This is a genomic window from Chryseobacterium sp. 2P (assembly GCF_059579425.1).
This window is the reverse complement of record NZ_CM184194.1, coordinates 639,607-666,370: the sequence shown is the minus strand read 5'-3', so window position 1 is coordinate 666,370 and position 26,764 is coordinate 639,607. Positions and strand designations below refer to the sequence as shown.

The following is a 26,764-nucleotide window of genomic DNA, read 5'->3' as shown; positions in this document are numbered from 1 at the left end:
ATGCGAAATGAATTTTGACCGCCTGAAAGAAAAACTTGAAATCCTTGCCGATGCAGCGAAATATGATGTTTCCTGCTCATCAAGCGGTGGTTCGAGAAAGAATAAAAAAGGTGCTTTGGGAGACAGCTCCGCAAGCGGAATCTGCCATACTTATACGGAAGACGGACGATGTGTTTCTCTTCTCAAAATTCTATTGACCAATCATTGTATTTACGATTGCGCTTACTGTGTTTCCAGAAGTTCAAATGATATTAAAAGAGCTGCTTTTACCGTTGAAGAAGTGGTAGATTTAACGATCAATTTTTACCGCAGAAATTATATTGAAGGCTTATTTTTAAGTTCAGGAATTTTTAAAAATGCAGATACGACCATGGAACGTCTGGTTCGTGTGGCGAAAAAACTGCGTCTTGAAGAAAACTTTAATGGTTACATTCATTTAAAGTCCATTCCGGGAGCAAGTGATGAACTGATGCAGGAAGCCGCTTTGTACGCCGACCGTTTATCCGTCAACCTTGAAATCCCAACCGAAAGCGGACTGAAATTGCTGGCTCCTGAAAAAAACAGACAGGATATGCTTAACCCGATGAAATATATTCAGAACGGAATTGCACAATATAAAGATGAGAAAAAACTGTTCAGGAAAACGCCCAAATTCGCTCCTGCAGGACAATCTACGCAAATGATTGTCGGTGCTACGAATGAAAATGATTTACAGATCATTAAAGTTGCCGATCATTTTTATAAAAATTTCAGCCTGAAAAGAGTGTATTATTCCGGTTATGTTCCTGTTTTAGAAGATAAAAGATTACCTGCTCTTACGACTGAAGTTCCGATGCTTCGTGAAAACCGTTTGTATCAGTCGGATTGGCTGATGCGTTTTTATGGTTTTAAAGCTGAAGAAATACTGGATCCGAATATGCCGTTTTTAGATCTTGAAGTAGATCCCAAATTAAGCTGGGCTCTGCGACATTTAGATCAGTTTCCTGTTAATCTTCAAACTGCGGATTATCAGATGATTTTGAGAATTCCGGGAATTGGAGTAAAAACAGCACAGAAAATTGTAAGCGCAAGACGATTTCAGGTTCTGAATATGGATCATCTTAAAAAGTTGGGAGCTGCAGTAAACCGCGCCAAATATTTCATTGATTTTAACGCAGGAAACGCCTTTTTAAAATATCTGACAAATCAAAATCTTAAGAAATTGCTGATTGGCGGAAGTTCTTCGAAATTTCATAATCAGTTTTCGCAACAGTTGACGTTGTTTTAAATTCACTCCTTTGATCTTATCTTAAATCGCAGAAAATAATTCCCAATGTCCATATTTGCTAAATTTGGATATTATTTATAACTTCGAAGAAAGAATTTATTATGAATGTCAGTTTCACAAAAAAGCAGGAAGAATATATTTCAAAACAAATAGAATCCGGTGATTTTCAGAATGCCAGTGAAGTTGTGCGTGATGCATTGCGGCTTCATGAGGTTTACCGGCACCGTGTAATTCAGGATTTAAAAGCTGAAATAGAAAAAGGCTGGAATGATGTTGAAAGCTCTCGTTCTGTAAAGAATATTATTCAGGCTAAAAAGAACAGAATCAGCAATGTCTGAGAAAACCTATATCTTATCGGAAATTGCTGATAAAGATCTGGAGGATATTTTTGATTATACTTTGAATGAATTTGGATTCAATCAGGCAGAAACATATCTTTTGGAAATTGAAGAAATTTTTCAGAATTTATTTTTAAATCCATATTTAGGCAAAAAGCGAGATGAAATAAAAAAAGGTTTATATAGCTTTCCGAAAGACAATCACGTTATTTTTTACAGGATTTTAGATCATCATATCAGAATTGTGAGAGTTTTGCACGGAAGCAGAGATATTCCGAAATTTTTCCTGTAGCAAAATATTATAAATAATGAAATAACATCAACATAATAACAAAAGATTACAAACTCTAAAACACTAAAACACTCCCTTTCAACTCAGATGACTACCCTACTCTACGACGGCAGTTTCGACGGACTTTTAACCGCTGTATTCGAAGTTTTTGAATATAAATATAAGGACGTGGAAATTGTAAGTAAAGAAAGGTTTCATCAGGAAAATATCTTTGCGGAAATTCATGAAGTCATTACTCAAAATGATAAATCTGAAAGGGTTTTAAACAAATTAGAACAGAATATCGGAAAAGCCGGAATTCACGAGCTTCTGAAAGTTTATTTATCTGAAGATCCGGAACTGGAACAGCTTATTTTGTCTGCCGTAAAACAATCCGTAAAACATTCCGATGAAAATATTCTGAAAAATTATGCAGATAATGACATTCTGAAGATCTCAAAAATCTGTAAATCCGTCAGTCGGGAAAGACACAGAATGACGGCTTTTGTCCGTTTTGAAAAAATGCAGGACGGTGTTTTCTTCGCCAAAATAGATCCTGATTTCAATGTACTCCCTTTAATCCGGAAACATTTCAAAGACCGTTATCAGGATCAGAAATGGATGATTTATGATTTGAGAAGAAATTACGGAATTCTGTACGACTTGGAAACCTGCGATTTTTTCTATCCCGATGAAAAAATAGATCTGAACCGATATCAGCAAAAGTTTCACGATGAAGAAAAAAATTATCAGACGCTTTGGCAAAGATATTTTACAAAAACCAATATTGTGGAGAGAAAAAATATGAAGCTTCATATTCAGCACGTTCCGAGAAGATACTGGAAATATCTTACCGAAAAGCATTAAAATAATTTTCATCTCGATAATTTTCACGTAAAAACATTGATATTTTTTTATAAACCGATAAATTTTATTCAGGTTTCATCATTTATATGTAAAACTCTTCTTAAGTTACTGCGATTATCTGAACTTGTTTTTGTAAATTTGTGTTCGAAATTTTTTACTAGATGAAAGAGAGTGCTGTAAAAAAAATTGCAGTTCTTACTTCGGGAGGAGATTCTCCGGGTATGAATGCAGCATTAAGGGCGGTAGTAAGAACCGCAAATTATTATAAAATAGAATGTTACGGAGTAAGAGAAGGTTATAATGGCTTGATCAACGATGATTTCCTTAAAATGGGGCCTCGTTCCGTAAAAAATATAATCAACCAGGGCGGAACGATTCTGAAATCTGCCAGATCACAGGAATTTAGAACCAAAGAAGGCCGTCAAAAAGCCTACGACAATTGTGTAAAATATGGCATTGACGGTTTGGTTTGTATTGGTGGAGACGGAACTTTCACAGGAGCAAAAATCTTCAACGAGGAATTCGGAATCCGTGTAATTGGTGTTCCGGGAACGATTGATAACGATATTTTCGGGACGGATAATACCATTGGTTATGATACTGCTTTAAATACTGCAATGGAAGCGATTGATAAAATCCGTGATACGGCAACTTCCCACAACAGAGTTTTCTTTGTGGAAGTAATGGGTCGTGATGCAGGTTTTATCGCTCTGAACAGCGGACTGGCAACCGGAGCTCTGGATATTTTGATTCCTGAGAAAAAAGACAGCATCGATGAACTTTTTGCTAATTTCAGAAGTGCGGAAAAAACAGGAAAAGCTTCAAGCATAGTTGTCGTTGCAGAGGGTGAGAAATTGGCCAACGTGTATGAACTTGCAGAAAAAACAAAGAAGGAATTCCCAGACTACGATATTCGTGTCGCAATTTTAGGTCATATGCAAAGAGGCGGTTCTCCAAGCTGTGCAGACAGAGTTTTAGCAAGCAGACTGGGGTTTGGAGCCGTAACAGGATTAATGGAAGGACAAACCAACGTAATGGCAGGAATGCGTTCCAATGATTTGGTATACACTCCGATTGAAGAAGCCATTAAAAAACACAACGAAATCAATAAAGATCTTTTACTGATTTCAGAAATTTTAGCAATCTAATATTTTAATATAATTTAAAACAAACTATTATGTCAACAATTAAAGTAGGTATCAACGGGTTTGGTAGAATTGGACGTCTTGTTTTCAGAGCAATGACTGAAAGAGATAACATCGAAGTAGTAGGAATCAACGACCTTATCGATGCTACATACATGGCTTATATGCTTAAATACGATTCTGTACACGGAATTTTTCCGGGTGAGGTTTCTGTAGAAGGTAATGACCTTGTGGTAAACGGAAAAAGAATCAGAGTAACTGCTGAGAAAGATCCAAGCAATTTGAAATGGAACGAAGTAGGTGCAGATTACGTTGTAGAATCTACAGGTTTATTTTTAGATAAAGACAGTGCTGCAAAACATATTGCTGCAGGTGCAAAAAAAGTAATTCTTTCTGCTCCTTCTAAAGATGATACGCCAATGTTTGTAATGGGTGTAAACCACACAGAACTTACAGATGATATCAAAATCTTATCAAACGCTTCTTGTACAACTAACTGTCTGGCTCCATTAGCAAAAGTGATCCACGATAACTTTGGAATCGTAGAAGGCTTAATGACTACGGTACACGCTACAACGGCTACTCAGAAAACGGTTGACGGTCCTTCAATGAAAGACTGGAGAGGTGGTAGAGCTGCTTTAAACAACATCATCCCTTCTTCTACAGGTGCTGCAAAAGCGGTAGGAAAAGTTATCCCTTCTTTGAACGGAAAATTAACAGGAATGTCTTTCAGAGTACCAACTGTTGACGTTTCTGTAGTTGATCTTACAGTAAGATTAGAAAAAGCGACTTCTTACGATGAAATCTGTGCTGCTATTAAAGCTGCTTCTGAAGGTGAATTGAAAGGTATTCTTGGATATACTGAAGATGCTGTAGTTTCTCAGGATTTCGTAGGAGATAAGAGAACTTCAATCTTTGATAAAGATGCAGGAATTATGCTTTCTCCAAACTTTGTAAAACTTGTTTCCTGGTATGACAACGAAATGGGGTATTCTAACAAGTTAGTAGATATGCTGATCCATGCTGCTTCTTTATCTAACTAATAAAGTATCAGCTTAAAATATGAAAACCTTCCTGATGGGAAGGTTTTTTTGGTTAAATTAACCGCTTAAAATTAGTAAACATGCTGGATGAACTTATTGAAAGATATTCTAAATATTCCGATTCTGAGCTTATGAATGTCTATCTGAATTCAAACGGATATACCGAAGACGCGAAAAAAGCGCTTGAAACAGTGGTAGAAGAAAGAGGCGGATTCAGTGCTCTGAAGGAAAGATATTATAAACTGGTTGAAAAAGAAGAGGAAAAGAGAAGAGTTCATCATGAGGCAAATCAGCTCTATAAAAAAGGAAATACCAAAAACGACATTAATTCAATCATACATTCTGAAATACTGTCCAGAGAAGAAGTTCAGGAGATTACAGACCTTGTGAGCAGCAGAATAGAAGCTGAGAAAAAAGATGTAGAAATAAAGACAAGTACTTATATAGGAAGTATTCTGGGGAGGAATTCTTGGCGGCACTATCGGCGGAATTTTATGGGGCTTACAAATGATATATTCAGGACATATATTTTATCTTTTTGCGGTCGGCTTGGTAATAATATCGTATGGATTTATTAAATTTTTCACCAAGCAAAGTAAAAATAATATTGTTGTTCTTATTCTTACGGTAGCTTCGGTATTTTATGCTCTCATTCTGGGTTTCTATATTTATCAAATGTTCGGCTATCGTGGACCTGACAGTTAAGTTCGACAAATTAATTTTAAACAGTAAGATTATACAATAATGAATCCCCTGCAAAATTGCAGAGGATTCCAGTTTATCATTTTCAAACAGCTAACAGAAAATTCTAAACTATTTCTGACATATTAATGATATTATGTAAATTTTGTTTTTTTAAAGAAAATATGAAAACATTACCCGAAAAAACGGAAAAAAAATTTAGAATGAGTTTTCATGATTATTGGCGTATACAAATTTTCAAATTTTATTGATATAAAAAAATCCCCCTTTTGTGGTATTTTAAAGAAACTTTAACTATTTTAGTTACAAATCTTTTATATGGATAATTCGGAAAAAAAACATCCCTTGGTTGAAGTCTGGAATTCCTATTCAGGCGTAGGAAGACAGGAGAAACACATTTCCAATATCCCTCCGATTGAGCGTATCATTGGTGAAATGTTTGCGATAGGAGAATTTTATTATTACGTATTAAATCTTACCAACAGTGTAATTTCTAACCATCATCCTGATATTTTAAAAATTCATGGGTTACAAGAATATCCGCAGAATCTAAAAGATGTGATTGATCTGGTTCATCCCGATGATATAGAATTCATTACCAAAGCAGAACAGAAAGTGGTAGAAATTTTAATGAATATCGGTAAAGAACATCAGCTTTTTCTTAAACCCAGTTACTGTTTCCGGATGAAAACCGCTTCAGGAAATTACGAGCTTTTTCATCATCAGGCGGTTCTTACATGGGAAGATGAGGATAAAAACCTGGGACAGTCCATTAATATTCATACCAATATCCATCATATTACAAAGCAGAATCCGTATACGGTTCTCATGACAGGAATCGGTCATCGGAAAGATTTTATTCAGGTTAAAATTGAAAATCCGGTTCTACAATTCGGCTCGGAAATTAATTTAACCAAAAGAGAAACAGAAATTCTTTCGCTTATTGCCAAAGGATATTCCGGACCGGAAATTTCAAAAATGCTGATTTTATCAGAACATACTGTCCGTACTCACAGAAAGAATATCTTAGCAAAAACAAACTCCAGAAACAGCAAAGAACTGTTGAAAAAAGCGTTTGAATGGGGATTGATATAAAATGTTAAATGTGAATAGTGAATTATTAATTGTGAATAATCAGTTTATTAACAAGAGTTTTCCTGATAAATCTCACTCTGGAATTGCGGCGCAAAACTTGTAACTTTAGCCTTCAATGGAGAAAACAGTTTTACAGCCACGCTTTAAAGATTCGCAGCATTTTATAGATTTCTGGACAAAAGGCAACGGAAGGCAGCTTCTTGATTTTTCAGGAGCAGAGGTCAGTTTTAAAGATTTTGAAAAATTTTCATCTTATTTTTATGATGTGGATGAAGTCGGAGATCAGGTTGTAAAAGATGTTTATCTGACTCAAAAATTTCATGAAGCTTCTAGAGAAATTGAAGGCTACATCCGAAATGGCGTTTCTGAGAATGATGATGTTCCGGAAAGTGTAAAACAGCTTTTCCTGCAGACTCAGGAAATTCCTGACTGGCTGGATTATGATCTGATTAAAAGCGGTGCTGAACTCTGTATGAGAAGCAATGTGGATTCTCTGATCTCTCTTCGCGATTACTGCCTGATCGGAGGTTATGATTATGCTTACCTCAACAAACCCCTTATTGCAACGGAAGCCTTAAAAAAAGGCGCTGTAAAAAGACTTTCTGAAACGCTTGATTTTTGGGTAAATGTTACCCGATATGATGCTTTGGAAGTTCATAAAAAAGGATATGAATTTGCCATAAAAACCCGCCTGATCCATTCTTACGCAAGAGTTTCCATTAAGAAATATTATAAAGAATGGGACACGAAAAACTGGGGAGAACCCATTAATTCATGGGATATGATGGCAACGTATATTGGTTTCAGTCTCGTCTTTATGCACAGTCTGCACAAACTGGGAAACACGTTTTCTGAAGAGGAAGAAAAAGGACTTTTCCACCTTTGGAAATATGTAGGTTATCTTCTGGGAATTCCGGAAGATCTTTTACCGAATGATAAAGTACAGGCAACGCAGTATTTCTATTTGTGGACTTCGGTTCAGTCTTCTGCAGATGCAGATTCTGTTTTGCTGGCTCATTCTCTTCTGAATGAATCGCTGGAAAACCCGATCCTGAAATACAACTTTCAGAGAAAGAATCTTCGCTATCTCCACATCTGCTGTACATGGTTTTTACTGGATGATGAAGTGTGCAAAAGACTGAAAATTCCGGAAGTTTCCAACAGAAAGGCTTTTCCTGTAACGAAAAGAATGATTACCAAAATTGCTGACCGACTCGTGAGCCGTGAAGCAAGAATAAAAAAAGGGAATAAAGATCAGATGAAAGTCTTGAGCGATTATCTCAGCATCACCCAAAATTCTAATTTCCATTAAAAATCTACTGCAAAGACTGCAATTTATTTGATGACTTCTACCCTAGCCGAGATTGCAGCGAAAATCCTTTTTTGAAAAAAAAGATTGCAGCGGAAAGCGCGAAAAAGCTCCTGATAAAGCATAAAACAAAAGTTTTAAAGATTCCGTTTTTCTTTTTGATGTGCATCTGAATTTTATGTTTTTTTAACTATAAAAACAACTTTTAGTGGTAGGAAAGATTAGTTTTTGAGCGTAAATTTTTGTATTTTTGATAAATTATTTAAACATCAGATGAGTAATATAGACGATAAGAAAAAAGCACTGGCTTTGGTGCTGGACAAACTAGATAAAACATACGGAAAGGGAACGGTAATGACCTTAGGAGAAAATTCCGTAGACAGTACAATTGAGGTGATTCCTTCAGGATCTTTGGGATTGGATATCGCTCTTGGAGTGGGTGGTTATCCGAGAGGAAGAATCATTGAGATCTACGGTCCGGAATCTTCAGGTAAAACAACTTTAACGCTTCACGCGATTGCAGAAGCTCAGAAAGCAGGAGGTATTGCAGCGTTTATTGATGCAGAGCACGCTTTCGACAGAACTTATGCCGCGAAATTGGGAATCGATCTTGAAAACCTTATTATTTCTCAGCCGGACAACGGAGAGCAGGCACTGGAAATTGCTGATAACCTGATCCGTTCGGGAGCGATTGATATCGTGGTAATTGACTCGGTTGCTGCGCTTACGCCAAAAGCAGAGATCGAAGGGGAAATGGGAGATTCTAAAATGGGTCTTCACGCAAGATTGATGTCTCAGGCTTTAAGAAAATTAACAGCAACCATTTCAAGAACAAAATGTACGGTTATTTTCATCAACCAGTTGAGAGAGAAAATCGGAGTAATGTTCGGAAATCCTGAAACGACAACGGGTGGTAACGCTTTAAAATTCTATGCTTCCGTAAGAGTGGACATCAGAAAAGCAAGTGCGCCAATAAAACAGGGTGATGAAGCGATCGGAAGCCGTGTGAAAGTGAAAATTGTTAAGAACAAAGTTGCCCCGCCTTTCAAACAGGCAGAATTCGACATCATGTATGGTGAAGGGGTTTCTAAAACGGGAGAAATTCTGGATCAGGCTGTAGAACAGGGAATTGTAAAGAAAAGCGGTTCATGGTTCAGTTACGAAGAAACGAAACTTGGACAGGGTCGTGATGCAGTAAAAGATGTTTTAAAAGACAATCCTGAACTTGCAGAAGAACTGGAAAACAAAATTAAAGAGGAACTTAAGAATAAATAAGTTTTTTGATAACGCGATAAAATGAATCGGCGGAGCTTTCAGCTCCGCCGATTTGTTGTTTACACACTAAGGCTTTTCATCGGTTAATTCAAATCCCCAGTCTTTTCCCTTTTGGGTTGCAGGAATCCCTTTCGTCATCCAGACAGGCGCTTTTGCATCTTTAAGATAATAATCGAAAAACTGCTGTTCACGGATCTGAATATCTTTTCGGTTCTGGCGTTTTATCAGATTATGGTCGTCACCATTATAATTCAACAGCCAAGCCGGTTTTCCTAAACGGCGCAATGCGGTAAACATCTCAATTCCCTGATACCACGGAACAGCTCCGTCTTTGTCGTTACTCATAATCACCACCGGAGTTTTCACTTGATCGATGGTAAAAAGCGGTGAATTTTTAATATACAGTTCAGGAGCTTCCCAAAGATTTTTTCCTAATCTGCTTTGCGATTTTTCGTACTGAAACTGTCGGTTCATTCCTGAAGACCATCTTATTCCGCCGTATGCAGAAGTCATGTTCACGACAGGTGCACCACTCCATGCTGCAGCGTACATATCCGTATGCGTAATGAGATAGGCAACCTGATAACCGCCCCAGCTTTGTCCCTGAATTCCTATTTTTGAGCCATTCACCCATGAATTTTCTTTCAGCTTTTCAACACCGGAATTGATATATTCCATTGCGGATTCCCCCGGAAAGCCATCTACATACGAAATATCGGGTGTGAAAACGAGATATCCGTTGCTTACAAAATAAGAGATATTTAATCTTGAAGGAGTCGGAGACGGTGCTACGTAACGGTTCAGATTATCCGATAGTTTTTCGTAGAAATAAACAATCATCGGATATTTTTTGTTAGGATCAAAATTTTCAGGTTTGTATAGAACGCCTGTCGATGAATTTCCTTTCGGAGTTTTCCAGTTAACCAATTCACTTGTTCCCCAATTGTAAAGACTTTGCTGAGGATTGGTGTTGCTTAGTTTTTCCTGATTTTTAAAATCGGAAGTGGTGAAAATATTCGGAGAATCGGTGTAGGATTCTTTTACTAAAATATAATCTTCTGCATTTTTTGCTTTCTGAAGACTGCGATATCCCCAAACATTTTCAATCTGAATTTTCACAGGATCAGAACCGACCTGAACGGTTGTTTTAAAAACCCCGTTGGCTTTGGAAACATTATCAAATGCTGACAAATAAATCGATTTTTTTCGGTTTACACTTCTAATGTCTTTGTCTAAATCGTACGTATCAAAAGTAATCTTGTTTTTGCGCCCGAATCCGTTGGTGATGTTTCTGGGCTTTGTAGAGCCGTCCGGAAAAAATTCCCAAAGATCGTATCGGTCTTTGATGATTATGGATTCATCATTATCCGTCCAAGATGCAATTCCGTATGCGCTAGGAAAATCCGGCATGTCGAACTCTTCATCTACAAAAGAAACGGACAAATCTTTATTGAGCGGTACTGTCTGTTTTGTTTTTACATTATAACTCAGCCACTGTCCTTTTTCCCTGTCGAAAATCACGACAAATTTTCCCAATGGAGAAACGGCAACTGAGCCATTCAGGTTTCTTATCATTTCTGTTCTTTCGCCTGTTTTATTGTCGATAATAAAATAAGTCTTCTTTTCAGAACCTTCCCATTGTGACTGAATGCGGTTATTCATACTGGTAATTCCCAATACAAACTCTGCATTTCCTTCATTCACCAGCCGTAAAGTATCGAGATCTTCTCCGTCAATGTTTGTGAAATGTTCCGGTTTGTCGGTCTGCATTACGGCAGCATAAGATTTTTTAAGATCATTTCTCAATTCTTTCAACTGAACCGTTTGCAGATAATCATCCTTATAATTCCAGATATCAACCACAGCATGATCGTTTGCAATCAATGTAGTGTCTTTTGCAACAGGTTTCGGAGCCACCCCGAAATACAACTGTTTTCCGTTTTTACTGAATATCGGTAAACGGTTTTCAGAAACTACCCAGTTTTTCTTCATCTGAGAATGATCGTTGGTAACGGTTTTATTTTTATTTCCTTTAAAATTAAAATAATACAATTGGTAAAGTTTTACGAGATCATTCTGTGCAGAAGAAGTTCCAACAAAAGCTAACTGATTTCCTTCTTCATCAAATGCAAGCTGTGAGAAATCTCCCTCCATTTCTGAGATTTTATTGACGTTTCCGGTTTTAAGATCAACAACCTGAACTGTCTGAAGCGTATATTTTTTCGGTTTGGATTTATCTGTTTCTTTTATAGCCAGAGATTTATCTTCCAATGAATCTTTTTTCTCTTCCTTCCCTTTTTTAGGTTTTTCTTCCGGTTTTTTTGTAACAAAAACAAGCTCTTTTCCGTTTTTACTAAACTGATAGCGAACAACATTGTCATACGTTGTACTTTTTCCGTTCAAAAGATTTCTGACAACCAGCTGTAATGGTTTTGCCTTTGTATCATCATCTTTGTTTTCGTCGTCATCATCTTTATCTGAAGGACTTTCGGAAGATTTATCTTTCATATTTTCTAACAGATAAGCTACGAAAGAACCTCCTTTTTCCGGAATTTTGAATCCTTTTACATTAGGAATTTTCTCTGTCGTTCCTTTCGTGAAATCAAAAACAGCGAGGGTATCTTTGGTCAGTTTGTTCTGTTTTAATTTTTTATCTTTTACCGCTTTTATATCCTTGTAAAAAGGACGGATCTGGAAAACTGCAAATCTGGAATCGCTGGTAAATTCCATTTTTGTGGCTCTCGGAAATTTCTTCGTGCTTTTATTTTTTGCAGAATGTAAGTAAAGATCGGGATTTCCTTCCTGTACATCTACTGAATATCCTACCCATTTTCCGTCATTGGATATTTTTCTGGCTCCGATATTCTGCCAATTATCGTAAACCGAATGATCCAACGGTTTTTTCTGCCCATAGACATACGAAGCCATGAGAAGCAGAACCAAAACTGCACTTTTCAAATTCATTATTAAATATTTTAAGAACTAAAAATAAGGCTTTTTGCGGATAAATCTGCATTATAAAGGTATTTTCAGGATAAACAATTTAACCAAAAATGGAATGTCTTATTTAAAAATTAGATATCTGATTGGAAAAAAAGAAAATATCAGTCTTAAAAAATTGCTGATTTTTATTCTTTTGAAAAATTTTGATCTTCAACAATCCTATTCTGAAAAAATGTCAAAATGTCACTTTCTTGGAAACGGTATTTTTTTTGAGAAAGTATAGAAAATTAAAAACCCAAAATTATTATGACTAAAGGAAATATTAATGTATCTGTGGAAAATATTTTCCCGCTTATTAAAAAATTTCTTTACAGTGACCACGAAATATTCTTAAGAGAGTTAATTTCCAACGCAACGGACGCTACGTTAAAGCTGAAACATTTAACAGGCATCGGGGAAGCAAAAGTGGAATACGGAAATCCGAAGATTGAGGTAAAAGTAGATAAAGAAAACAAAAAACTTCACATCATCGATCAGGGAATCGGGATGACGGGTGAAGAAGTTGAAAAATACATCAATCAGGTTGCTTTTTCGGGTGCTGAAGAATTTCTGGAAAAATACAAAGACACGGCAAAAGATTCAGGAATTATCGGACATTTCGGACTTGGATTTTACTCTGCCTTTATGGTTGCGGAAAAAGTAGAAATCCTTACCAAATCTTATAAAGATGAGCCTGCTGTTCGTTGGATCTGTGACGGAAGTCCTGAATTTACTTTAGAGGAAACTACGGATAAAACAGACAGAGGAACTGAAATTATTCTTCATATTGCAGAAGATTCTACAGAGTTTCTGGAAGAAGGAAAGATCCGTGAACTGCTGTTGAAGTATAACAAATTTATGCCTGTTCCCATTAAATTCGGAACAAAAACACATACGCTTCCATTACCGGAAGATGCTCCTGAAGATGCGGTTGCAGAAACGGAAGAAGTTGACAATATTATCAACAATCCGACTCCGGCATGGACTATCGCGCCGAGCGAACTGACGAATGAAGATTATATGAAGTTCTACCACGAATTGTATCCCATGCAGTTTGAGGAACCTTTGTTTAATATTCACCTGAATGTAGATTATCCGTTCAATTTAACGGGGATTTTATTTTTCCCGAAACTGAACAACAATTTAAATATTGAAAAAGATAAAATTCAGTTGTATCAGAATCAGGTTTTTGTAACCGATGAAGTGAAAGGAATTGTACCTGATTTCTTAATGCTTCTTCGCGGTGTGATCGATTCTCCGGATATTCCATTGAACGTTTCCCGTTCTTATCTTCAGGCAGACGGAGCCGTGAAGAAAATTTCCTCATACATCACAAAAAAAGTTGCCGACAAAATGGCATCTTTAATTAACGAAAACCGTGAAGATTATGAGAAAAAATGGAACGACATTAAAGTAGTGATCGAATACGGAATTGTTACCGAAGAAAAATTTGCAGAAAAAGCTGATAAATTCACTCTTTATCCAACCACTGACGGAAAATATTTCCTTTGGAATGAACTGGAAGAAAAGATTAAACTTACTCAGACCGATAAAGACGGAAAACTGGTCGTTCTTTATGCGTCCAACGCAGATGAACAGCACTCTTACATCCAGTCTGCAAAAGATAAAGGATATGAGGTTCTTCTTTTGGATTCTCCGATTATTCCTCACGTGATTCAAAAACTGGAAACATCGAAAGATAAAATTTCTTTTGCAAGAGTAGATGCAGATCACATCAACAATCTGATTAAAAAAGACGAACCTGTTATTTCAAAATTAACAGAGACTGAAAAGGAATCTTTAAAGAAGAACGTTGAAGAGTCTATCAATGATACCAAATTTACCGTTCAGCTTGAAGATTTAGACAGCAGCGATGCGCCTTTCACAATTACCCAGCCTGAATTTATGAGAAGAATGAAAGATATGCAGGCAACAGGAGGCGGCGGAATGTTCGGAATGGGAGGATTCCCGGAAATGTATAATCTGGTGGTAAATTCCAACAGCGAACTTGCGGGTCAGATTTTAAAAACGGAAAATATAGAAGCGAAATCAGATTTGATTAAATACGCTTTGGATCTTGCTAAACTTTCGCAGAATCTATTGAAAGGAAAAGAGCTTACGGACTTCATCCAGAGAAGTTATAAGCAACTGGAAAAGTAAATTGACTATTTTTATATTGAATCCGGCGGAGCTTTGCTCCGCCGGATTTTTTGTTTGGGTTTCGGCGGCGAAGCCGCCGAAACCCAAACCTCTTTATTTATTCAGTATCTTATCAATAGCCGAAACAATTTTTCCAGCCTGAGTATTCATTGCTTCCAGATGTTTGCCAGAATATTCCAAAAACTCTTTCGGCAAAGAAGCTTTGGCATAATTCTCAGATCCTTCTTCGTAAGGAACATCCTTATCATCTTTACTGTGGATAAAAAGTTTAGGAAGACCTTCCGTATCCTGTAAATCCTCTTTAGCAGAATAAGGAGAAATAACATATCGGGAAATGACTTCCTTGAGTTCAGGTTTGTAATACATCGCAATATCAGTGAAAGAAGAAATACTTCCGTCCATTACCAGTCCTGCAATTTTGGTTTTATTATTTTTCGCTAAATGAGCCGCAATCTGCGATCCCATGGAAGCTCCGTACAGAATAATTTTGATATCGGCAATTTCAGGTCTTTGCATCATTTTATCAAAGAAAATCTGTCCGTCTGATGCGATGTTAAGGTGAGTCGGTTTACCTGTTGATTTTCCATAACCGCGAAAATCGACCATTACTACCTGAAAATTATTTTCAACCAAAGGTTTCGTCATGAAAAGATAAGAAGTTACATTTCCTCCTGCACCGTGAAAAAACAGAACCGTTCCTTTGGCTTTTCCCGATTTTGGCTTTAAAATAATTCCTGTAATGGTATCTTTTTCCACTGGAATGGAAAAATCTTCGTAAACCAGATTTTCTACAGGACGAAGTGTCTTGCCCGGCTTGTAGAAATTATCATCCATCTGTGCTTTAAAAAAGCAGACTGTCATTAAAAAAAGTGCGGAGAATAGAAGTTTTGTTTTCATAGCGTATTATTTATGAAGCAAAACTAGCCTTTACAAAAGTCTTTCGCCAAAAAAACAGACTCAGCCGTAATTTTTCTCTTCTGAATGGTAAATATTCTTTTCTTACAGTTCTTCCAGCGGATTCCAGAACAGGTTTTTGAAATTTTTAATCCTGAAATTTTCAACAGTAATTCCTTCCGCTTCCAGTTTTTCCTGAAATTCCGGAACCGATAAAGTTCCTGAACTTGAAATTACACGATGGGCTGGAACGTCTTTCGGACAGCCTCCCATTGCTTTTCCAACGTGGCGGGAATGATTGGGATAACCCACTGCTTTGGCAATTGCTCCGTAACTCGTTACTCTGCCTTTCGGAACTAACTTAGTGATTTCCCAAACCTGCTTTTTAAATATTTCGTCCATTTTTGTTTTGCATTATTTTTGAATTGACCATTGAAATTCAATCTGTAAAATATAAAGTTATGAAAAAATCGTTTTTCCGCTTTTTGAATAAAATAAATAAGGCAATTTTACCCAAATTAAGTGATAAAGATCCAAGCAAACTGACAAAAATTCAGAAAGGAATTCTTGCCTACCGTTATTTTGTCCTGATAAATTCGATGGATTAGACTGAGAAAAGTTTATTTAATTTTAGCAATTAATTTTCTGCATTTTTCATACAGAGGTTTTTCAATGAGCAGATAAATAATGATCGAACAAATCCACAACAGAACAAAATTTTTATCGGGAAGATAAACGAAAGACTTAAGTTTCATATTGAAATAACTCAGATGGATCAGGTAAAACACAAATGAGGCATTTCCCAAAAGAATCAATAGTTTTGAAGAAAGAAACTTTGAAATCCATGTTTTTTCAGACATCAGTCCCCAAAAGAAAGTGATAATCGCGACCGGAAGCAAAAATTCGTGAATCAGTCTTCCTTCCCATCGCTCTACTCCATGAACAAAGTTATTTCGGGCAAAAAATGCAATGGCAATGGTCAAGAGAATAATTGAAATACCGCCCAACAAAGTAGACCGTTTTAATTTTTTTAAAAACTGAATACCTTTCTCTTTCTTCATTACATAAGCAAGCAACATTCCGAAGAAAAACTCAGAGCTTCTTCCGAAAAACGTGCTTCCTGTCATGAATTTCAGAGGATATAAAAAGCCTTTTGGATTTCCGTTATATTCATGTAGACCATAACCGATTCCCCAACCTACAAGAAAAAATCCGGCTAAAAAAAGAATACAGTAGCTCCAGTTTTTTTTAAGCAAAAGAAATAAAAACGGAGCGAAAAGATAAAAGAAAAATTCTACCGTAAGCGACCAAGCCTGAACGATTCCTGAGACAGAGTACTTTTCAAATAAAGAGTAAAAAAGTGAATACTGTAAGAAATATGTATCTACATCTTTGGAATATTTTACATCCAGAAAAAAAGCGCTCAGCAAAATCCAGTACAGCGGAAAAATTCTGGCGATCCGCAGTAAAATGTATTTTAAATAAGATTTTTTGGACTCCAGAGGTTTTTCTTCGTAACGGTAAGCGAGTAAAAATCCGCTCAGGACAAAGAAAACCGTTACTCCGATATGCCATTCGCTGATGAAACGCATGATTTCAAAGGGAAGATCATTACGCCAGTATTTACGGTTATGATATACAAATACCATAATCGCAGCAACAGCACGCATTCCTGTAAGAGCATCGAATTTATTTTTCTGAAAAGCTTCCAAGTTTTATAACAGTAAAAGTTATTTAGTTTTTAAACCACAAAAGAAACAAAGAATTTTGAATGTAAAGAGTATTTCAAAAGGTTACAAAACATGAAAAAATTAACAAAGTCACATTTTGCAAACTTTTGAATTTCTATTTTTTTCAATGAGTTCTTTTGAGTCTTTTGCGGTTAAATTAAAAGTATGATACAAAAAAAGGCTTAATAAATAAGCCTTTTAAATATAATTAATTGAAATTTATCCAATTAGTTTTCAAGGATATAAGAAAACATCAATGGTGCACAAATGGTAGCATCACTTTCAACGATAAATTTCGGTGTTGTGATATCCAGTTTACCCCAGGTAATTTTCTCGTTCGGAACTGCTCCGGAATAAGAACCGTAAGAAGTCGTTGAGTCTGAAATCTGACAGAAATAAGACCAGAACGGAATGTCATGCATTTCCATATCCTGATACAGCATCGGAACCACACAGATCGGGAAATCTCCGGCAATACCTCCTCCAATCTGGAAGAATCCTACTCCTTTTCCTGCTGAATTTTTAGTGTACCAGTCTGCTAAATAAGCCATATACTCGATCCCTGATTTCATCGTAGAGAATTTAAGTTCTCCTTTGATGCAGTAAGAAGCAAAAATATTACCCATTGTAGAATCTTCCCATCCCGGAACGACGATTGGTAAATTTTTCTCCGCAGCAGCAATCATCCATGAGTTTTCTCTCGGGATTTCATAATACTGTTCCAAAACTCCGGAAAGGATCATTTTGTACATGTATTCGTGCGGGAAATATCTTTCACCTTTATCATCTGCATCTTTCCAGATTTCAAAAATATGTTTCTGCAATCTTCTGAAAGCTTCTTCTTCAGGAATACAGGTATCTGTAACTCTGTTCAGACCTCTTTCCAGAAGATCCCACTCTTCCTGTGGCGTAAGATCTCTGTAGTGAGGAACTCTTTCATAGTGAGAATGTGCTACAAGATTCATTAAATCTTCTTCAAGATTTGCCCCTGTACAAGAAATGAAATCTACTTTATCCTGACGGATCATCTCTGCAAGAATTTTCCCCAACTCCGCAGTAGACATTGCTCCGGCAAGAGTAATCATCATTTTTCCGCCATCCTTAAGATGTGCAACATATCCCTTAGAAGCATCCACCAATGCAGCTGCGTTGAAGTGCAGGTAGTACTTTTCTATGAACTCAGTTATCGGTTTGCTCATTTTTTATAATTTTTGCAAAGATAAAACTTAAAAACGGAATGTAGCGGCTGCACTTAAAGAAAGTCTCGTTAAACCTTCTTTTTGGTCTTCTCCAAATTCTACAGACTGTCCGTTAAAGCTCATTTTGCTAAGGGTTCCTCCGGAAAGTCCGATTTTCGGACCGATTAAAAAGTTCTTGCTTACTTCATACTGATAGGCAAGATCCAGTTCCGCCCCGAATGTTGTTCCTTTTCCTTTTACCGTTCCTGTTTTTGTGGTGTAGGTCATTGCTCCTAAAGCGACATCCATAAACAGTTTGTGCTTTGTTTCGTGAGCATCATTGGTTAGGGTAAGTTCCGGACCGTAAAAATTAATCTGGTCTTTTGTACTTACATTTGCCGAAACAATATTTCCCGTATTGTCTGCAACACTTAATCTTCCGCTTGTAGAAGCACTGTAGTTGGAATATTTAAAACCGATAAGAAGTCCTCTTTTTACTTCGTAGCGCAATGCAACATCGAAATTAAGACCGCTTTTAATTCCTTTAATGTATTCTTTCTGATCTCTTGGAATGTTACCCGGAGTTTTTGCCAATCTCCACGCATAACCTACCGATGGAGAAATGGAAACTTTTTGTGCAAAAGAGAATACTGAGATTGAGAATAAACCCAATGCGAATAGTTTTTTGATCATTAGTTAAAAAATTTGCCGCAAAAATAAAACGAATATGTGAATTGATGTCAAAGAAAATAAAGTTTAACATTAAAAAAATCAACCGTAATACTGAAATTCGTTTAATATTTAAACTTCCGATTTTCTTTTTTATCCGATAATTTCTTTTTCGTGTCTAATCTTTTTTGCTTCTGAGCTTTTGAAGGTTTTGTTGCCAAACGTTTTTTGGGTATAATTAAAGCTTTGTTGACGATTTCCAGAATTTTATCCGTCGCTTTATTTTTATTGGCAAGCTGCGTTCTGCTTTCTGAAACAGTTAAAAATAAAAATCCTTCTGCATTAATTCTGTTCCTGAGTTTTTCCTGAATTAAATTTTTCTGAAATTCATTAAAAAATTCGGATTCCTGAACATTCCAAAGAACAGTTACGGAAGTTTCCACCTTATTCACATTCTGTCCTCCTGCTCCGCTGCTGCGGGAAGTCTTATAACTTAGTTCTCTGGTAAAATCTTTCATTTAAAATTTCAATTTTGAATGTTCTTTTATATAACTGAGTTCTCCATCCACAAAAGACAAATCGCTTCTTAAATTGTTCACCGTATTTTTTTTAATAATCAAAAAACTTCTTTTATTGGAGTCTATAATTATTGAATCTCCACGTTCCACATCATGCACACAAGCCCAAGAATATATTTCACAATTTCTGCCATTAATTGCATAGGGATAAGTATTTTTCCTGAAAGGATTAAAATAATGTGCTGTACTTTTAAAACTTTTCAGATAAATAATATTAAAACAATGATTACCGGAATCGCTGATATCATCAATTATTCCTTTTATAACAATATTATTTTGGAATAAAGGCTCTTCATACTGATCCTGTTTTTCAGCTTCTCTTACACTCCATTGAAAATAAAACATCGAGCAGGTAAGAAAAATGACAAAAATAACTGTAATTTTTATCAATTGTCTTTTCATAAAATCAATTTTAAAAGTTCTTTCCTCGATACTTTCCCATTGGGCGTTCTCGGAATTTTTTCAACAAAAACAATTTCTTTCGGCTTGTGAAAACTTTTTTCAAACTGAATTTCTCTTATTTTTTTAATTAAATCGTCCGATTTTTCGCCTTCAATTACTGCAATTAATTTTTGACTGAGACTTACATCATCAATTCCTAAGAAAACCACTTCATTCGGAATTTCTTTTTTTACCAAGGCTTCCAATTGCTCCGGAAATATTTTTGCACCTCCTGAATTGATAACATTGTCAATTCTCCCGAGAAATTTAAACTGTTTTCCATTTTTAATTTCAACTAAATCATTCGTTTGAAGAATTTCGGGATTTAATTTGGGGGCAAAAATTCTCAGACAGTTTCTTTCGTCCAAAGATATTTCTACATTTTCAAAAACCGTAAAATATTCTTCCGGCTGTGGCAAAATTTGTTTCAAACCAATATGAGAAAGGGTTTCAGACATTCCGTAAGTTTCGAAAATAAAGGTTTCAGAATCTGATTTTTTCAAAGCTTCCTTCATCTTTTTTTTCAGGCCTTCGGAAACTGCGGCTCCCCCAATAATCAGATTTCTAATCAGATACAGTTTATCTAAAGAATTCTCTACCTGAAGCGGCGTCATAGCACAGAAATCAACAGGTTGATCTAAAGTTTCAACGGGTTTAATCGAAGGATCGACAACAATTAATTTTAATTTTCTCATTATCGAACGAACCATCATCATTTTCCCTGAAATATATTCGACCGGAAGACAGATTAAAGCAATATCTCCTTCTTTCAATCTCAAAAAACCACAGGTCATCTCTGCGGAATTTATCATTCTGCTTTTTTCAATACCAAAAACTTTTGGAGTTCCTGTAGAACCGGAAGTCTGTACTTTTACCGTATCAGAATCCGAGAACCATTCGTTCAGAAAATTCTTCACCTTGATTTCAAATTCTGTTTCAAAGGATAATTGATTAATATTGAGATTATTGAAGTCGATCTGCATCATTTCCGAGAATAAAATATACAGTAAATTTAAAAAAAAGTTTAATATTTTCTTGTATGTAATAAAAAAAGCTGTAAATTTGCACCACTAAAACAAACAGAGACTCATGGTGTAGCGGTAACACTACTGATTTTGGTTCAGTCATCTGGGGTTCGAATCCCTGTGAGTCTACAAAAACCATCCTTTTTCAAGGGTGGTTTTTTGTTTCTGTTTTTAAAAATTCTGGTTAATTTAATAGACGACAATAAATATATTTTAAAACAATTAACGACTGGAGATAGGATAGAACAAATGATCTTTATCGAGGAAAACTATATGGAAAACATTATCTTCAAGAAATCCAGCCACGACTTCTTTGCTTTTTTTTGTAATATGCATAGATCCCCAATTTTTGTTTGGTAAGTATTTAGGTTCCTTAAATTTTGAATTAATAGGCCATTTTTTGTATTGTTTAATACTTCCATCCTGTAAAGCTTCTTCACAAGTAAATTTACTTAAGTGCCTCATCATTTCAAGCATTTCTGCGATATGCCCTAATTCTTGCCATTCGGCAAAGGTTTGACCTTCTCCTGTATTATCAATTAAAAATTCTAAAGAAAAATGTAATTTACGCTTTTCTGATGTTTGTGGGCCACGATTTCCTTGACGCCTTTCATATTGTGGGTCATTTTTTTGTTTTTTCTTAGCCATATAGAACTTCAGTTAGTTTAGTTGTTATTTCTAAAGTATCAGCCCCACCAAAAGTGTTATCAAGATACTTTTTTGCGAAATCTGAAGTGTTTCGTACTGCCCTAGCATTGAATTCAGATAATGAGTATATTGAAGATACCCCAAATTGATCTTTATTTGTAAACCATATTTGATCTCTCCTTAATAAAGACTTATCTAAAAGATTTGTGTCTTGTGCAGAAAATATAAATTGTGCATTTCCAGTATTAAATTGCTGTAGAAGTGCTAAAATTTTTTTAGAAAGGTTAGAATGTAATTTACAATCAAATTCATCTATAAATAACACTCCTCCATTTCGAAGAGTAAAATATAAAGGACCAAGAATATGAATTAGTTTATTTGTCCCGTCTGATTCCATATATGGCTTAAAAGCAACAGCTTCAACAATTAATTTATTCTGATCATATTTTCTATGATAAGTAATTATTTCTCCATCCTCTTCACCAGCCTCTATATTTGCAATTTCTAAATACTTAAGTACGAGAGTAGCCCATTCTTTAAAGTTTTTATCATCCTTTAAAAGATCTTTTGTATAATCTGAATAAAGGCCTCCATCTATTCCACTAATTGCAGCAGTCTTACTGAACCATTTAAAAATTTCTTTGGTTACAGGTCGATTGTATTGAGCAAGATGGCTAATTAATAGTACATTACTATTAACCTCTCCACTATATTTTGCTCCTTCTTTAAAAGATTCCTGATTAATCTCAAAAATTTGATTCTCACGTTTAAAGAGCATTATTTCTCTTTCTTGTTTTCTGTAAAGCCATTCCTTTTTCACATCATTTTGATATATTTCATAGCCATATCTGTAAATATATTTCCCTTGTATGAAAGAAATTTCAAACATTGTATTCTCATTTTCAGATAATGTACTTAATTTAAAATGTTTATTAAATATTTTTCCATTATTTTTTTTATTTAAAGAATCAATAAATGAACTATATATAAAATTAATAAAAAGTGAATATGCTTTTATAAAATTACTTTTTCCACTTCCATTTGCTCCATATATAGCGGCAACTTTAAGTAAGTCAATCTTATCTGTCTCTATGATATTTGTTTGTTTGAGTTCCTTAAATGATTTTACTGGCGTCATTAAAAAATTGACTTCATCTTTGAATGAAAGAAAATTCCTAAACTTGAATTCTATTATCATATTAATAAATTATAATTGCAAATTTATAATTTTACATTTAATTACTACCATTAAATGGTAATAATTAAATGCAACAAAGAAAAAGAAAAAAAGAAAAAAATATGAGCGTGTTTAATTTTTTATTTTCTTCAAGCTTAATTCGTTTAAAAAAATAAAAGACTGCCTCAAAAGAAGCAGCCTTTCCGATTTATATCTAACAATACTATAAATATTCTTTAGGAACTTCAATTCCTTTTTTCTTCATATACTCTACCAGATCATTATATTTATCTTCATAGCCGTTACCGCACTTATCTGAAATACTGCATATGTCAGAAGGTTTTATTTCTAAAATACCCGAAATTCTGGTAAGAATATCGAGATTGATCTTTACTTTGGAATTTTCAATATCGGAATATGCTTTCTGAGAAATCCCCATCTCAAAAGCCATATATTCCTGAGTAAAATCCTTACTCCGTCTTATTTTTCTGATATTTTGTCCACATATTTTCATGTCTTCCGGTTTTAGTAGTTTTCGGTATATTTTAGAAGTATATCTATTAGACTTACACAAAGTTAGTAAATACCTTTGTCAAAACATTATTACACTACATGATATTTAATATTACCTTAAAATTTGTTTGTGAAATTAAGCTTTAATAGAAAAATATCAACTTCAGTACAACACAATAGGAATTATGGAGACGCAAAAATTTAATTATGACAATAATATTGTCAGAGCATTCCTCTATGCTACAATCGCATTCGGTTTGGTGGGTTTTTTACTTGGGCTTACTGCTGCGCTGATGCTTTTTTATCCTGAACTTCCGGAATTTTTATTCGGAACCGATGATACAACGATTAAAAGTTTAGCATCCGGTAATATTCAGGGGCTTATTAATACTCAGGGAGCTTTAGGTTTCGGGAGAATCAGAATGCTTCATACGAGTGCTGTGATTTTCGCATTTGTCTGTAATTCCTTTTTCTGCGGTGCGTATTACAGTATGCAGAGACTTCTTAAAACAAGAATGTACAGTGATACATTGTCATGGATTCACTTCTGGACATGGCAGATCATGATTGTTTCTGTGGTAATTACGTTCTTAATGGGAATCAATACCTCAAAAGAATATGCAGAACACGAATGGCCGATTGATATTTTAATTACCATTTCATGGGTGATTTTCGGGATCAATATGTTCGGAACCATTGCCAAAAGAAGAGTGAGACATCTTTATGTAGCCATTTGGTTTTACATGGGAACCTGGCTTGCCGTAGCAATGCTTCATATCTTCAATAACCTTGAAGTTCCGTTATCTTTTACCACATGGAAATCTTATTCTATCTACGCAGGAGCTAAAGATGCGTTGGTTCAGTGGTGGTACGGTCATAACGCGGTAGCGTTCGTACTGACAACTCCGGTTCTTGGTTTAATGTATTATTTCTTACCAAAAGCGGCAGACCGACCTGTATTTTCATACAAATTATCAATCATTCACTTCTGGTCTCTGATCTTCGTTTACCTTTGGGCAGGACCACACCATTTACAATACACGGCGCTTCCGGCTTGGGCACAGGCAGTGGGAACAGGTTTCTCCATCATGCTGATCGCTCCGTCTTGGGGAGGTATGCTGAACGGATTGCTGACTCTTAGAGGAGCATGGGATAAAGTAAGAGAAAATCCTATCTTAAAATTCTTTGTTGTTGCGGTGACATGCTACGGTATGGCAACTTTTGAAGGTCCGCTTTTAGCAACAAAATCTTTAAATAAAATTGGCCACTATACAGACTGGGTAATCGGTCACGTACACATCGGAGCATTAGGATGGAATGGTTTCATGGCTTTCGGTATCGTTTATTATCTGATTCCTGTAATGTGGAGAACACAGCTTTGGTCCAGAAAATTAGCCAACTGGCATTTCTGGCTGGGAACTTTAGGAATTATCTTCTACGCGGTTCCGATGTATATTTCAGGATTTACTCAGGGATTAATGTGGAAACAGTTCAATCCGGACGGAACTTTAGTTTGGAAAAACTGGCTGGATACCGTAACTGCAATTATTCCTTACTATAAAATGAGATTCTTAGGAGGTCTGTTCTATATTTCAGGAGCTGTTTTAATGGTGGTGAATGTTATTAAAACCATCAAAGCAGGATCTTTCCAGAAAAACGTTCCGGCAGAAGCTCCGGCACTGGCAAATATCGGATCTGCAAGAAAAGAAGGCGAAGGAATTCACTTATGGATCGAAAGAACTCCGAGAGTTATGGCGATATTGGCTTTCATTACCGTAGCCATTGGAGGTTTGGTAGAAATTATCCCGACATTAACCTTAAAACAGAGTGTTCCTACCATTACCGCAGTAAAACCTTACTCACCATTGGAACTTGAAGGAAGAGATCTATACATCCGTGAAGGCTGTAACGCCTGTCACTCTCAGATGATCCGCCCTTTCCGTGATGAAATTGTAAGATTTGAAGGCAAAAACGGACAGTATTCCAAAGCAGGAGAATTTGTTTATGACAGACCATTCCTTTGGGGATCTAAAAGAACCGGACCGGATCTGCAGAGAGAAGGTGGAAGAAACCCGGATTCATGGCATTTCAAACATATGTATAATCCAAGAATTACCTCAGCGGGTTCTATCATGCCGCGTTTCCCATGGCTGATCAGCAATACACTGGACAGAACAAAGACGGTAGACAAGATGAAATTAATGAAAAATTACTTTGACGTTCCTTATTCAAAAGCAGAAATAGATTCCGCAAACCAGTGGGCAGACAATCAGGCAGGTGCTATCGTAAAAAGAATTTATTCTGAAGCGAAAGACGTAAAAGATCAGGTGGAAAAAGACCGTGCGGCAAAAGGAGCTTCATTCGTTCCTCTGGAAAAAAGAGAAATCGTAGCCATGATCGCTTATCTGCAAAGATTGGGAACCGATATTAAAACTACTCAGATTAAAACTGCAAGTGCAGAATAATTTAAATTAAATTGACATGAAAACAAGAACCCCGATTTCAATCTACATTCTCGTAACAGTAGGTTTAACGATTATGGCGTTCGAAATGTTCGCGCACGATTCAGGATATTTTTCTTCACCTTTTTTCTGGGGATTAATGCTTATTGCCATTATTCTTCTCCTGATTATGAACTCCATCGGAGATTTAATTGAAGGTGAAAATTTTAAGAAATTATCTGACGAAGAAAAAGCAGCCTATATTAAAGATAAAAATACGCCTTACTTTCAGAAACTCTGGAATTCAGCATTCAAAAAACAGTCTGCAACAGAGGAAAAAGATATTCTTATCGATCATGGATTCGATGGAATTACCGAACTGGACAATTCTCTTCCAAAATGGTGGATCGGTTTATTTTACTTCGGATGTATTTTCTGCGCCATATACCTTACCGCTTTTGCCTTCACAGATTATGCACATCCGGATGCAGAACTGAATGCAGAAACCAAGACAATGCTGGCTTCCATTGCAGAATTTGAAAAAACAGCTCCGCAGGTAACACTGGAAAATGCAAAGTACAGTGCAGATAACATCGCGGAAGGTCAGGAATTATTTAAAACAAACTGCGTAACCTGCCACGGAGAAAACGGAAAAGGCGGAATCGGACCAAACCTTACAGACACACACTGGATTAATGTAAAACAGAAAAGCCTGTTTAAAAACGTAATCTGGATGCTGGAAAACGGTTCTCCCAACAATCCTACGATGAGACCTTTAATTAAAGAAGGAACCATTACCGGAAGAGACGCAGAAAAAATTGCAGCCTATATTTACCATATCAATCAGGAAACTCCTCCTATTACTCCGGCTCAGGGCGGTGCTGCACCACAGGGTGAGCTGGTGAAATGGGAAAACGGAAACGAATAAAAAATAATTATCTCAACACTTAAACCATGCCAAGCCCCCTATCCATAAACCTAACATAATATTTTGAATATTCATTTTTGCTAAACCT

At 35.9% G+C, this 26,764-nt stretch carries 25 protein-coding genes and 1 tRNA gene; 14 read left to right on the top strand and 12 right to left on the bottom strand.

The genetic code is table 11. The features are described from left to right. Window positions 1-7 precede the first annotated feature (7 nt). The 10 genes from AC52CF_RS02910 to recA all read left to right on the top strand — a co-directional run bounded on the left by AC52CF_RS02910 (window position 8) and on the right by recA (window position 9,312). Window positions 8-1,267: a putative DNA modification/repair radical SAM protein gene (locus AC52CF_RS02910; RefSeq protein WP_108408965.1), complete on the top strand. Its 1,260-nt coding sequence runs from the start codon at window positions 8-10 to the stop codon at window positions 1,265-1,267. A gap of 101 nt (window positions 1,268-1,368) precedes the next feature. Next, window positions 1,369-1,605, top strand: coding sequence for a type II toxin-antitoxin system ParD family antitoxin (locus tag AC52CF_RS02905; RefSeq protein ID WP_214590863.1), 237 nt, complete (start codon window positions 1,369-1,371; stop codon window positions 1,603-1,605). Further along, a complete protein-coding gene (locus tag AC52CF_RS02900; protein WP_214590864.1) occupies window positions 1,598-1,897 on the top strand; it encodes a type II toxin-antitoxin system RelE/ParE family toxin in 300 nt (99 codons plus the stop codon). The genes AC52CF_RS02905 and AC52CF_RS02900 overlap by 8 nt, the downstream gene beginning before the upstream one ends. Before the next feature lie 87 nt (window positions 1,898-1,984). Then, complete coding sequence (locus AC52CF_RS02895) at window positions 1,985-2,743, top strand: TIGR03915 family putative DNA repair protein (protein ID WP_214590865.1); 759 nt, start codon at window positions 1,985-1,987, stop codon at window positions 2,741-2,743. 161 nt (window positions 2,744-2,904) lie between these two features. Continuing rightward, complete coding sequence (gene pfkA / locus AC52CF_RS02890; protein ID WP_076390826.1) at window positions 2,905-3,891, top strand: 6-phosphofructokinase; 987 nt, start codon at window positions 2,905-2,907, stop codon at window positions 3,889-3,891. A gap of 29 nt (window positions 3,892-3,920) precedes the next feature. Continuing rightward, window positions 3,921-4,931 carry a type I glyceraldehyde-3-phosphate dehydrogenase gene (gap, locus tag AC52CF_RS02885; protein ID WP_108411166.1) on the top strand — a complete coding sequence of 337 codons (1,011 nt, stop codon included), beginning with the start codon at window positions 3,921-3,923 and terminating at the stop codon, window positions 4,929-4,931. An 80-nt stretch (window positions 4,932-5,011) separates the two neighbouring features. After that, the gene (locus AC52CF_RS02880; protein WP_214590866.1) at window positions 5,012-5,509 is read left to right on the top strand and encodes a hypothetical protein; all 498 of its coding nucleotides are present in this window, start codon (window positions 5,012-5,014) and stop codon (window positions 5,507-5,509) included. A gap of 442 nt (window positions 5,510-5,951) precedes the next feature. Next, entirely contained in the window at window positions 5,952-6,728 is a 777-nt protein-coding gene (locus tag AC52CF_RS02875; RefSeq protein WP_496517823.1) for a response regulator transcription factor, read from the top strand. A 115-nt stretch (window positions 6,729-6,843) separates the two neighbouring features. Further along, window positions 6,844-8,040, top strand: a complete 1,197-nt coding sequence (locus tag AC52CF_RS02870) for an oxygenase MpaB family protein (protein ID WP_496517822.1) — start codon at window positions 6,844-6,846, stop codon at window positions 8,038-8,040. Window positions 8,041-8,310: 270 nt separating this feature from the next. Beyond that, on the top strand, window positions 8,311-9,312 hold the full coding sequence (gene recA, locus AC52CF_RS02865) for a recombinase RecA (protein WP_087712199.1): 1,002 nt from the start codon (window positions 8,311-8,313) through the stop codon (window positions 9,310-9,312). 66 nt (window positions 9,313-9,378) lie between these two features. Here the strand turns inward: recA and AC52CF_RS02860 are convergent, their stop codons facing one another. After that, the gene (locus AC52CF_RS02860) at window positions 9,379-12,276 is read right to left on the bottom strand and encodes a S9 family peptidase (protein ID WP_496517821.1); all 2,898 of its coding nucleotides are present in this window, start codon (window positions 12,274-12,276) and stop codon (window positions 9,379-9,381) included. A 285-nt stretch (window positions 12,277-12,561) separates the two neighbouring features. Here AC52CF_RS02860 and htpG point away from each other — a divergent pair, with 285 nt between their 5' ends. Next, window positions 12,562-14,454: a molecular chaperone HtpG gene (htpG, locus tag AC52CF_RS02855; RefSeq protein WP_214590870.1), complete on the top strand. Its 1,893-nt coding sequence runs from the start codon at window positions 12,562-12,564 to the stop codon at window positions 14,452-14,454. 93 nt (window positions 14,455-14,547) lie between these two features. Here the strand turns inward: htpG and AC52CF_RS02850 are convergent, their stop codons facing one another. The 8 genes from AC52CF_RS02850 to AC52CF_RS02815 form a co-directional block, all read right to left on the bottom strand. Beyond that, complete coding sequence (locus AC52CF_RS02850) at window positions 14,548-15,351, bottom strand: alpha/beta hydrolase (RefSeq protein ID WP_214590871.1); 804 nt, start codon at window positions 15,349-15,351, stop codon at window positions 14,548-14,550. A 102-nt stretch (window positions 15,352-15,453) separates the two neighbouring features. After that, the gene (locus AC52CF_RS02845; protein WP_214590872.1) at window positions 15,454-15,750 is read right to left on the bottom strand and encodes an MGMT family protein; all 297 of its coding nucleotides are present in this window, start codon (window positions 15,748-15,750) and stop codon (window positions 15,454-15,456) included. A 218-nt stretch (window positions 15,751-15,968) separates the two neighbouring features. Next, on the bottom strand, window positions 15,969-17,060 hold the full coding sequence (locus tag AC52CF_RS02840) for an acyltransferase family protein (protein WP_250902191.1): 1,092 nt from the start codon (window positions 17,058-17,060) through the stop codon (window positions 15,969-15,971). Between the two features lie 245 nt (window positions 17,061-17,305). Then, window positions 17,306-18,277 (bottom strand): deoxyhypusine synthase family protein, encoded by a 972-nt coding sequence (locus AC52CF_RS02835; RefSeq protein WP_214590873.1) that lies wholly within the window; start codon window positions 18,275-18,277, stop codon window positions 17,306-17,308. 27 nt (window positions 18,278-18,304) lie between these two features. Beyond that, entirely contained in the window at window positions 18,305-18,949 is a 645-nt protein-coding gene (locus AC52CF_RS02830) for a hypothetical protein (RefSeq protein WP_290264773.1), read from the bottom strand. A gap of 101 nt (window positions 18,950-19,050) precedes the next feature. Further along, window positions 19,051-19,443 (bottom strand): alternative ribosome rescue aminoacyl-tRNA hydrolase ArfB, encoded by a 393-nt coding sequence (gene arfB / locus AC52CF_RS02825; RefSeq protein WP_290264769.1) that lies wholly within the window; start codon window positions 19,441-19,443, stop codon window positions 19,051-19,053. Then, entirely contained in the window at window positions 19,444-19,905 is a 462-nt protein-coding gene (locus AC52CF_RS02820) for a hypothetical protein (protein WP_290264766.1), read from the bottom strand. Beyond that, complete coding sequence (locus AC52CF_RS02815; RefSeq protein ID WP_290264981.1) at window positions 19,902-20,927, bottom strand: AMP-binding protein; 1,026 nt, start codon at window positions 20,925-20,927, stop codon at window positions 19,902-19,904. The genes AC52CF_RS02820 and AC52CF_RS02815 overlap by 4 nt, the downstream gene beginning before the upstream one ends. A gap of 100 nt (window positions 20,928-21,027) precedes the next feature. On the opposite strand from AC52CF_RS02815, the gene AC52CF_RS02810 reads away from it, so the two are divergent. Next, window positions 21,028-21,098, top strand: a tRNA-Gln gene (locus AC52CF_RS02810). 93 nt (window positions 21,099-21,191) lie between these two features. On the opposite strand, the gene AC52CF_RS02805 is transcribed toward AC52CF_RS02810, so the two are convergent. The 3 genes from AC52CF_RS02805 to AC52CF_RS02795 form a co-directional block, all read right to left on the bottom strand. After that, window positions 21,192-21,617, bottom strand: a complete 426-nt coding sequence (locus tag AC52CF_RS02805) for a hypothetical protein (protein WP_290264763.1) — start codon at window positions 21,615-21,617, stop codon at window positions 21,192-21,194. Beyond that, the gene (locus AC52CF_RS02800; RefSeq protein ID WP_290264760.1) at window positions 21,610-22,815 is read right to left on the bottom strand and encodes an AAA family ATPase; all 1,206 of its coding nucleotides are present in this window, start codon (window positions 22,813-22,815) and stop codon (window positions 21,610-21,612) included. Before AC52CF_RS02800 ends, AC52CF_RS02805 begins: the two co-directional genes overlap by 8 nt. A 202-nt stretch (window positions 22,816-23,017) precedes the next feature. After that, on the bottom strand, window positions 23,018-23,308 hold the full coding sequence (locus AC52CF_RS02795; RefSeq protein ID WP_290264757.1) for a helix-turn-helix domain-containing protein: 291 nt from the start codon (window positions 23,306-23,308) through the stop codon (window positions 23,018-23,020). Window positions 23,309-23,492: 184 nt separating this feature from the next. On the opposite strand from AC52CF_RS02795, the gene ccoN reads away from it, so the two are divergent. Together ccoN and AC52CF_RS02785 are read left to right on the top strand one after the other, a co-directional pair. Then, entirely contained in the window at window positions 23,493-25,772 is a 2,280-nt protein-coding gene (ccoN, locus tag AC52CF_RS02790) for a cytochrome-c oxidase, cbb3-type subunit I (RefSeq protein WP_290264755.1), read from the top strand. Between the two features lie 16 nt (window positions 25,773-25,788). After that, the gene (locus AC52CF_RS02785; protein WP_235129625.1) at window positions 25,789-26,676 is read left to right on the top strand and encodes a c-type cytochrome; all 888 of its coding nucleotides are present in this window, start codon (window positions 25,789-25,791) and stop codon (window positions 26,674-26,676) included. Window positions 26,677-26,764 lie beyond the last annotated feature (88 nt).

Bases quoted from the DNA above. Each gene is read 5' to 3' on its own strand.
- AC52CF_RS02910 (WP_108408965.1), top strand. From the start codon at position 8: ATGAATTTTGACCGCCTGAAAGAAAAACTTGAAATCCTTGCCGATGCA.
- AC52CF_RS02905 (WP_214590863.1), top strand. From the start codon at position 1,369: ATGAATGTCAGTTTCACAAAAAAGCAGGAAGAATATATTTCAAAACAA.
- AC52CF_RS02900 (WP_214590864.1), top strand. From the start codon at position 1,598: ATGTCTGAGAAAACCTATATCTTATCGGAAATTGCTGATAAAGATCTG.
- AC52CF_RS02895 (WP_214590865.1), top strand. From the start codon at position 1,985: ATGACTACCCTACTCTACGACGGCAGTTTCGACGGACTTTTAACCGCT.
- pfkA (WP_076390826.1), top strand. From the start codon at position 2,905: ATGAAAGAGAGTGCTGTAAAAAAAATTGCAGTTCTTACTTCGGGAGGA.
- gap (WP_108411166.1), top strand. From the start codon at position 3,921: ATGTCAACAATTAAAGTAGGTATCAACGGGTTTGGTAGAATTGGACGT.
- AC52CF_RS02880 (WP_214590866.1), top strand. From the start codon at position 5,012: ATGCTGGATGAACTTATTGAAAGATATTCTAAATATTCCGATTCTGAG.
- AC52CF_RS02875 (WP_496517823.1), top strand. From the start codon at position 5,952: ATGGATAATTCGGAAAAAAAACATCCCTTGGTTGAAGTCTGGAATTCC.
- AC52CF_RS02870 (WP_496517822.1), top strand. From the start codon at position 6,844: ATGGAGAAAACAGTTTTACAGCCACGCTTTAAAGATTCGCAGCATTTT.
- recA (WP_087712199.1), top strand. From the start codon at position 8,311: ATGAGTAATATAGACGATAAGAAAAAAGCACTGGCTTTGGTGCTGGAC.
- AC52CF_RS02860 (WP_496517821.1), bottom strand. From the start codon at position 12,276: ATGAATTTGAAAAGTGCAGTTTTGGTTCTGCTTCTCATGGCTTCGTAT.
- htpG (WP_214590870.1), top strand. From the start codon at position 12,562: ATGACTAAAGGAAATATTAATGTATCTGTGGAAAATATTTTCCCGCTT.
- AC52CF_RS02850 (WP_214590871.1), bottom strand. From the start codon at position 15,351: ATGAAAACAAAACTTCTATTCTCCGCACTTTTTTTAATGACAGTCTGC.
- AC52CF_RS02845 (WP_214590872.1), bottom strand. From the start codon at position 15,750: ATGGACGAAATATTTAAAAAGCAGGTTTGGGAAATCACTAAGTTAGTT.
- AC52CF_RS02835 (WP_214590873.1), bottom strand. From the start codon at position 18,277: ATGAGCAAACCGATAACTGAGTTCATAGAAAAGTACTACCTGCACTTC.
- AC52CF_RS02830 (WP_290264773.1), bottom strand. From the start codon at position 18,949: ATGATCAAAAAACTATTCGCATTGGGTTTATTCTCAATCTCAGTATTC.
- arfB (WP_290264769.1), bottom strand. From the start codon at position 19,443: ATGAAAGATTTTACCAGAGAACTAAGTTATAAGACTTCCCGCAGCAGC.
- AC52CF_RS02820 (WP_290264766.1), bottom strand. From the start codon at position 19,905: ATGAAAAGACAATTGATAAAAATTACAGTTATTTTTGTCATTTTTCTT.
- AC52CF_RS02815 (WP_290264981.1), bottom strand. From the start codon at position 20,927: ATGCAGATCGACTTCAATAATCTCAATATTAATCAATTATCCTTTGAA.
- AC52CF_RS02805 (WP_290264763.1), bottom strand. From the start codon at position 21,617: ATGGCTAAGAAAAAACAAAAAAATGACCCACAATATGAAAGGCGTCAA.
- AC52CF_RS02800 (WP_290264760.1), bottom strand. From the start codon at position 22,815: ATGATAATAGAATTCAAGTTTAGGAATTTTCTTTCATTCAAAGATGAA.
- AC52CF_RS02795 (WP_290264757.1), bottom strand. From the start codon at position 23,308: ATGAAAATATGTGGACAAAATATCAGAAAAATAAGACGGAGTAAGGAT.
- ccoN (WP_290264755.1), top strand. From the start codon at position 23,493: ATGGAGACGCAAAAATTTAATTATGACAATAATATTGTCAGAGCATTC.
- AC52CF_RS02785 (WP_235129625.1), top strand. From the start codon at position 25,789: ATGAAAACAAGAACCCCGATTTCAATCTACATTCTCGTAACAGTAGGT.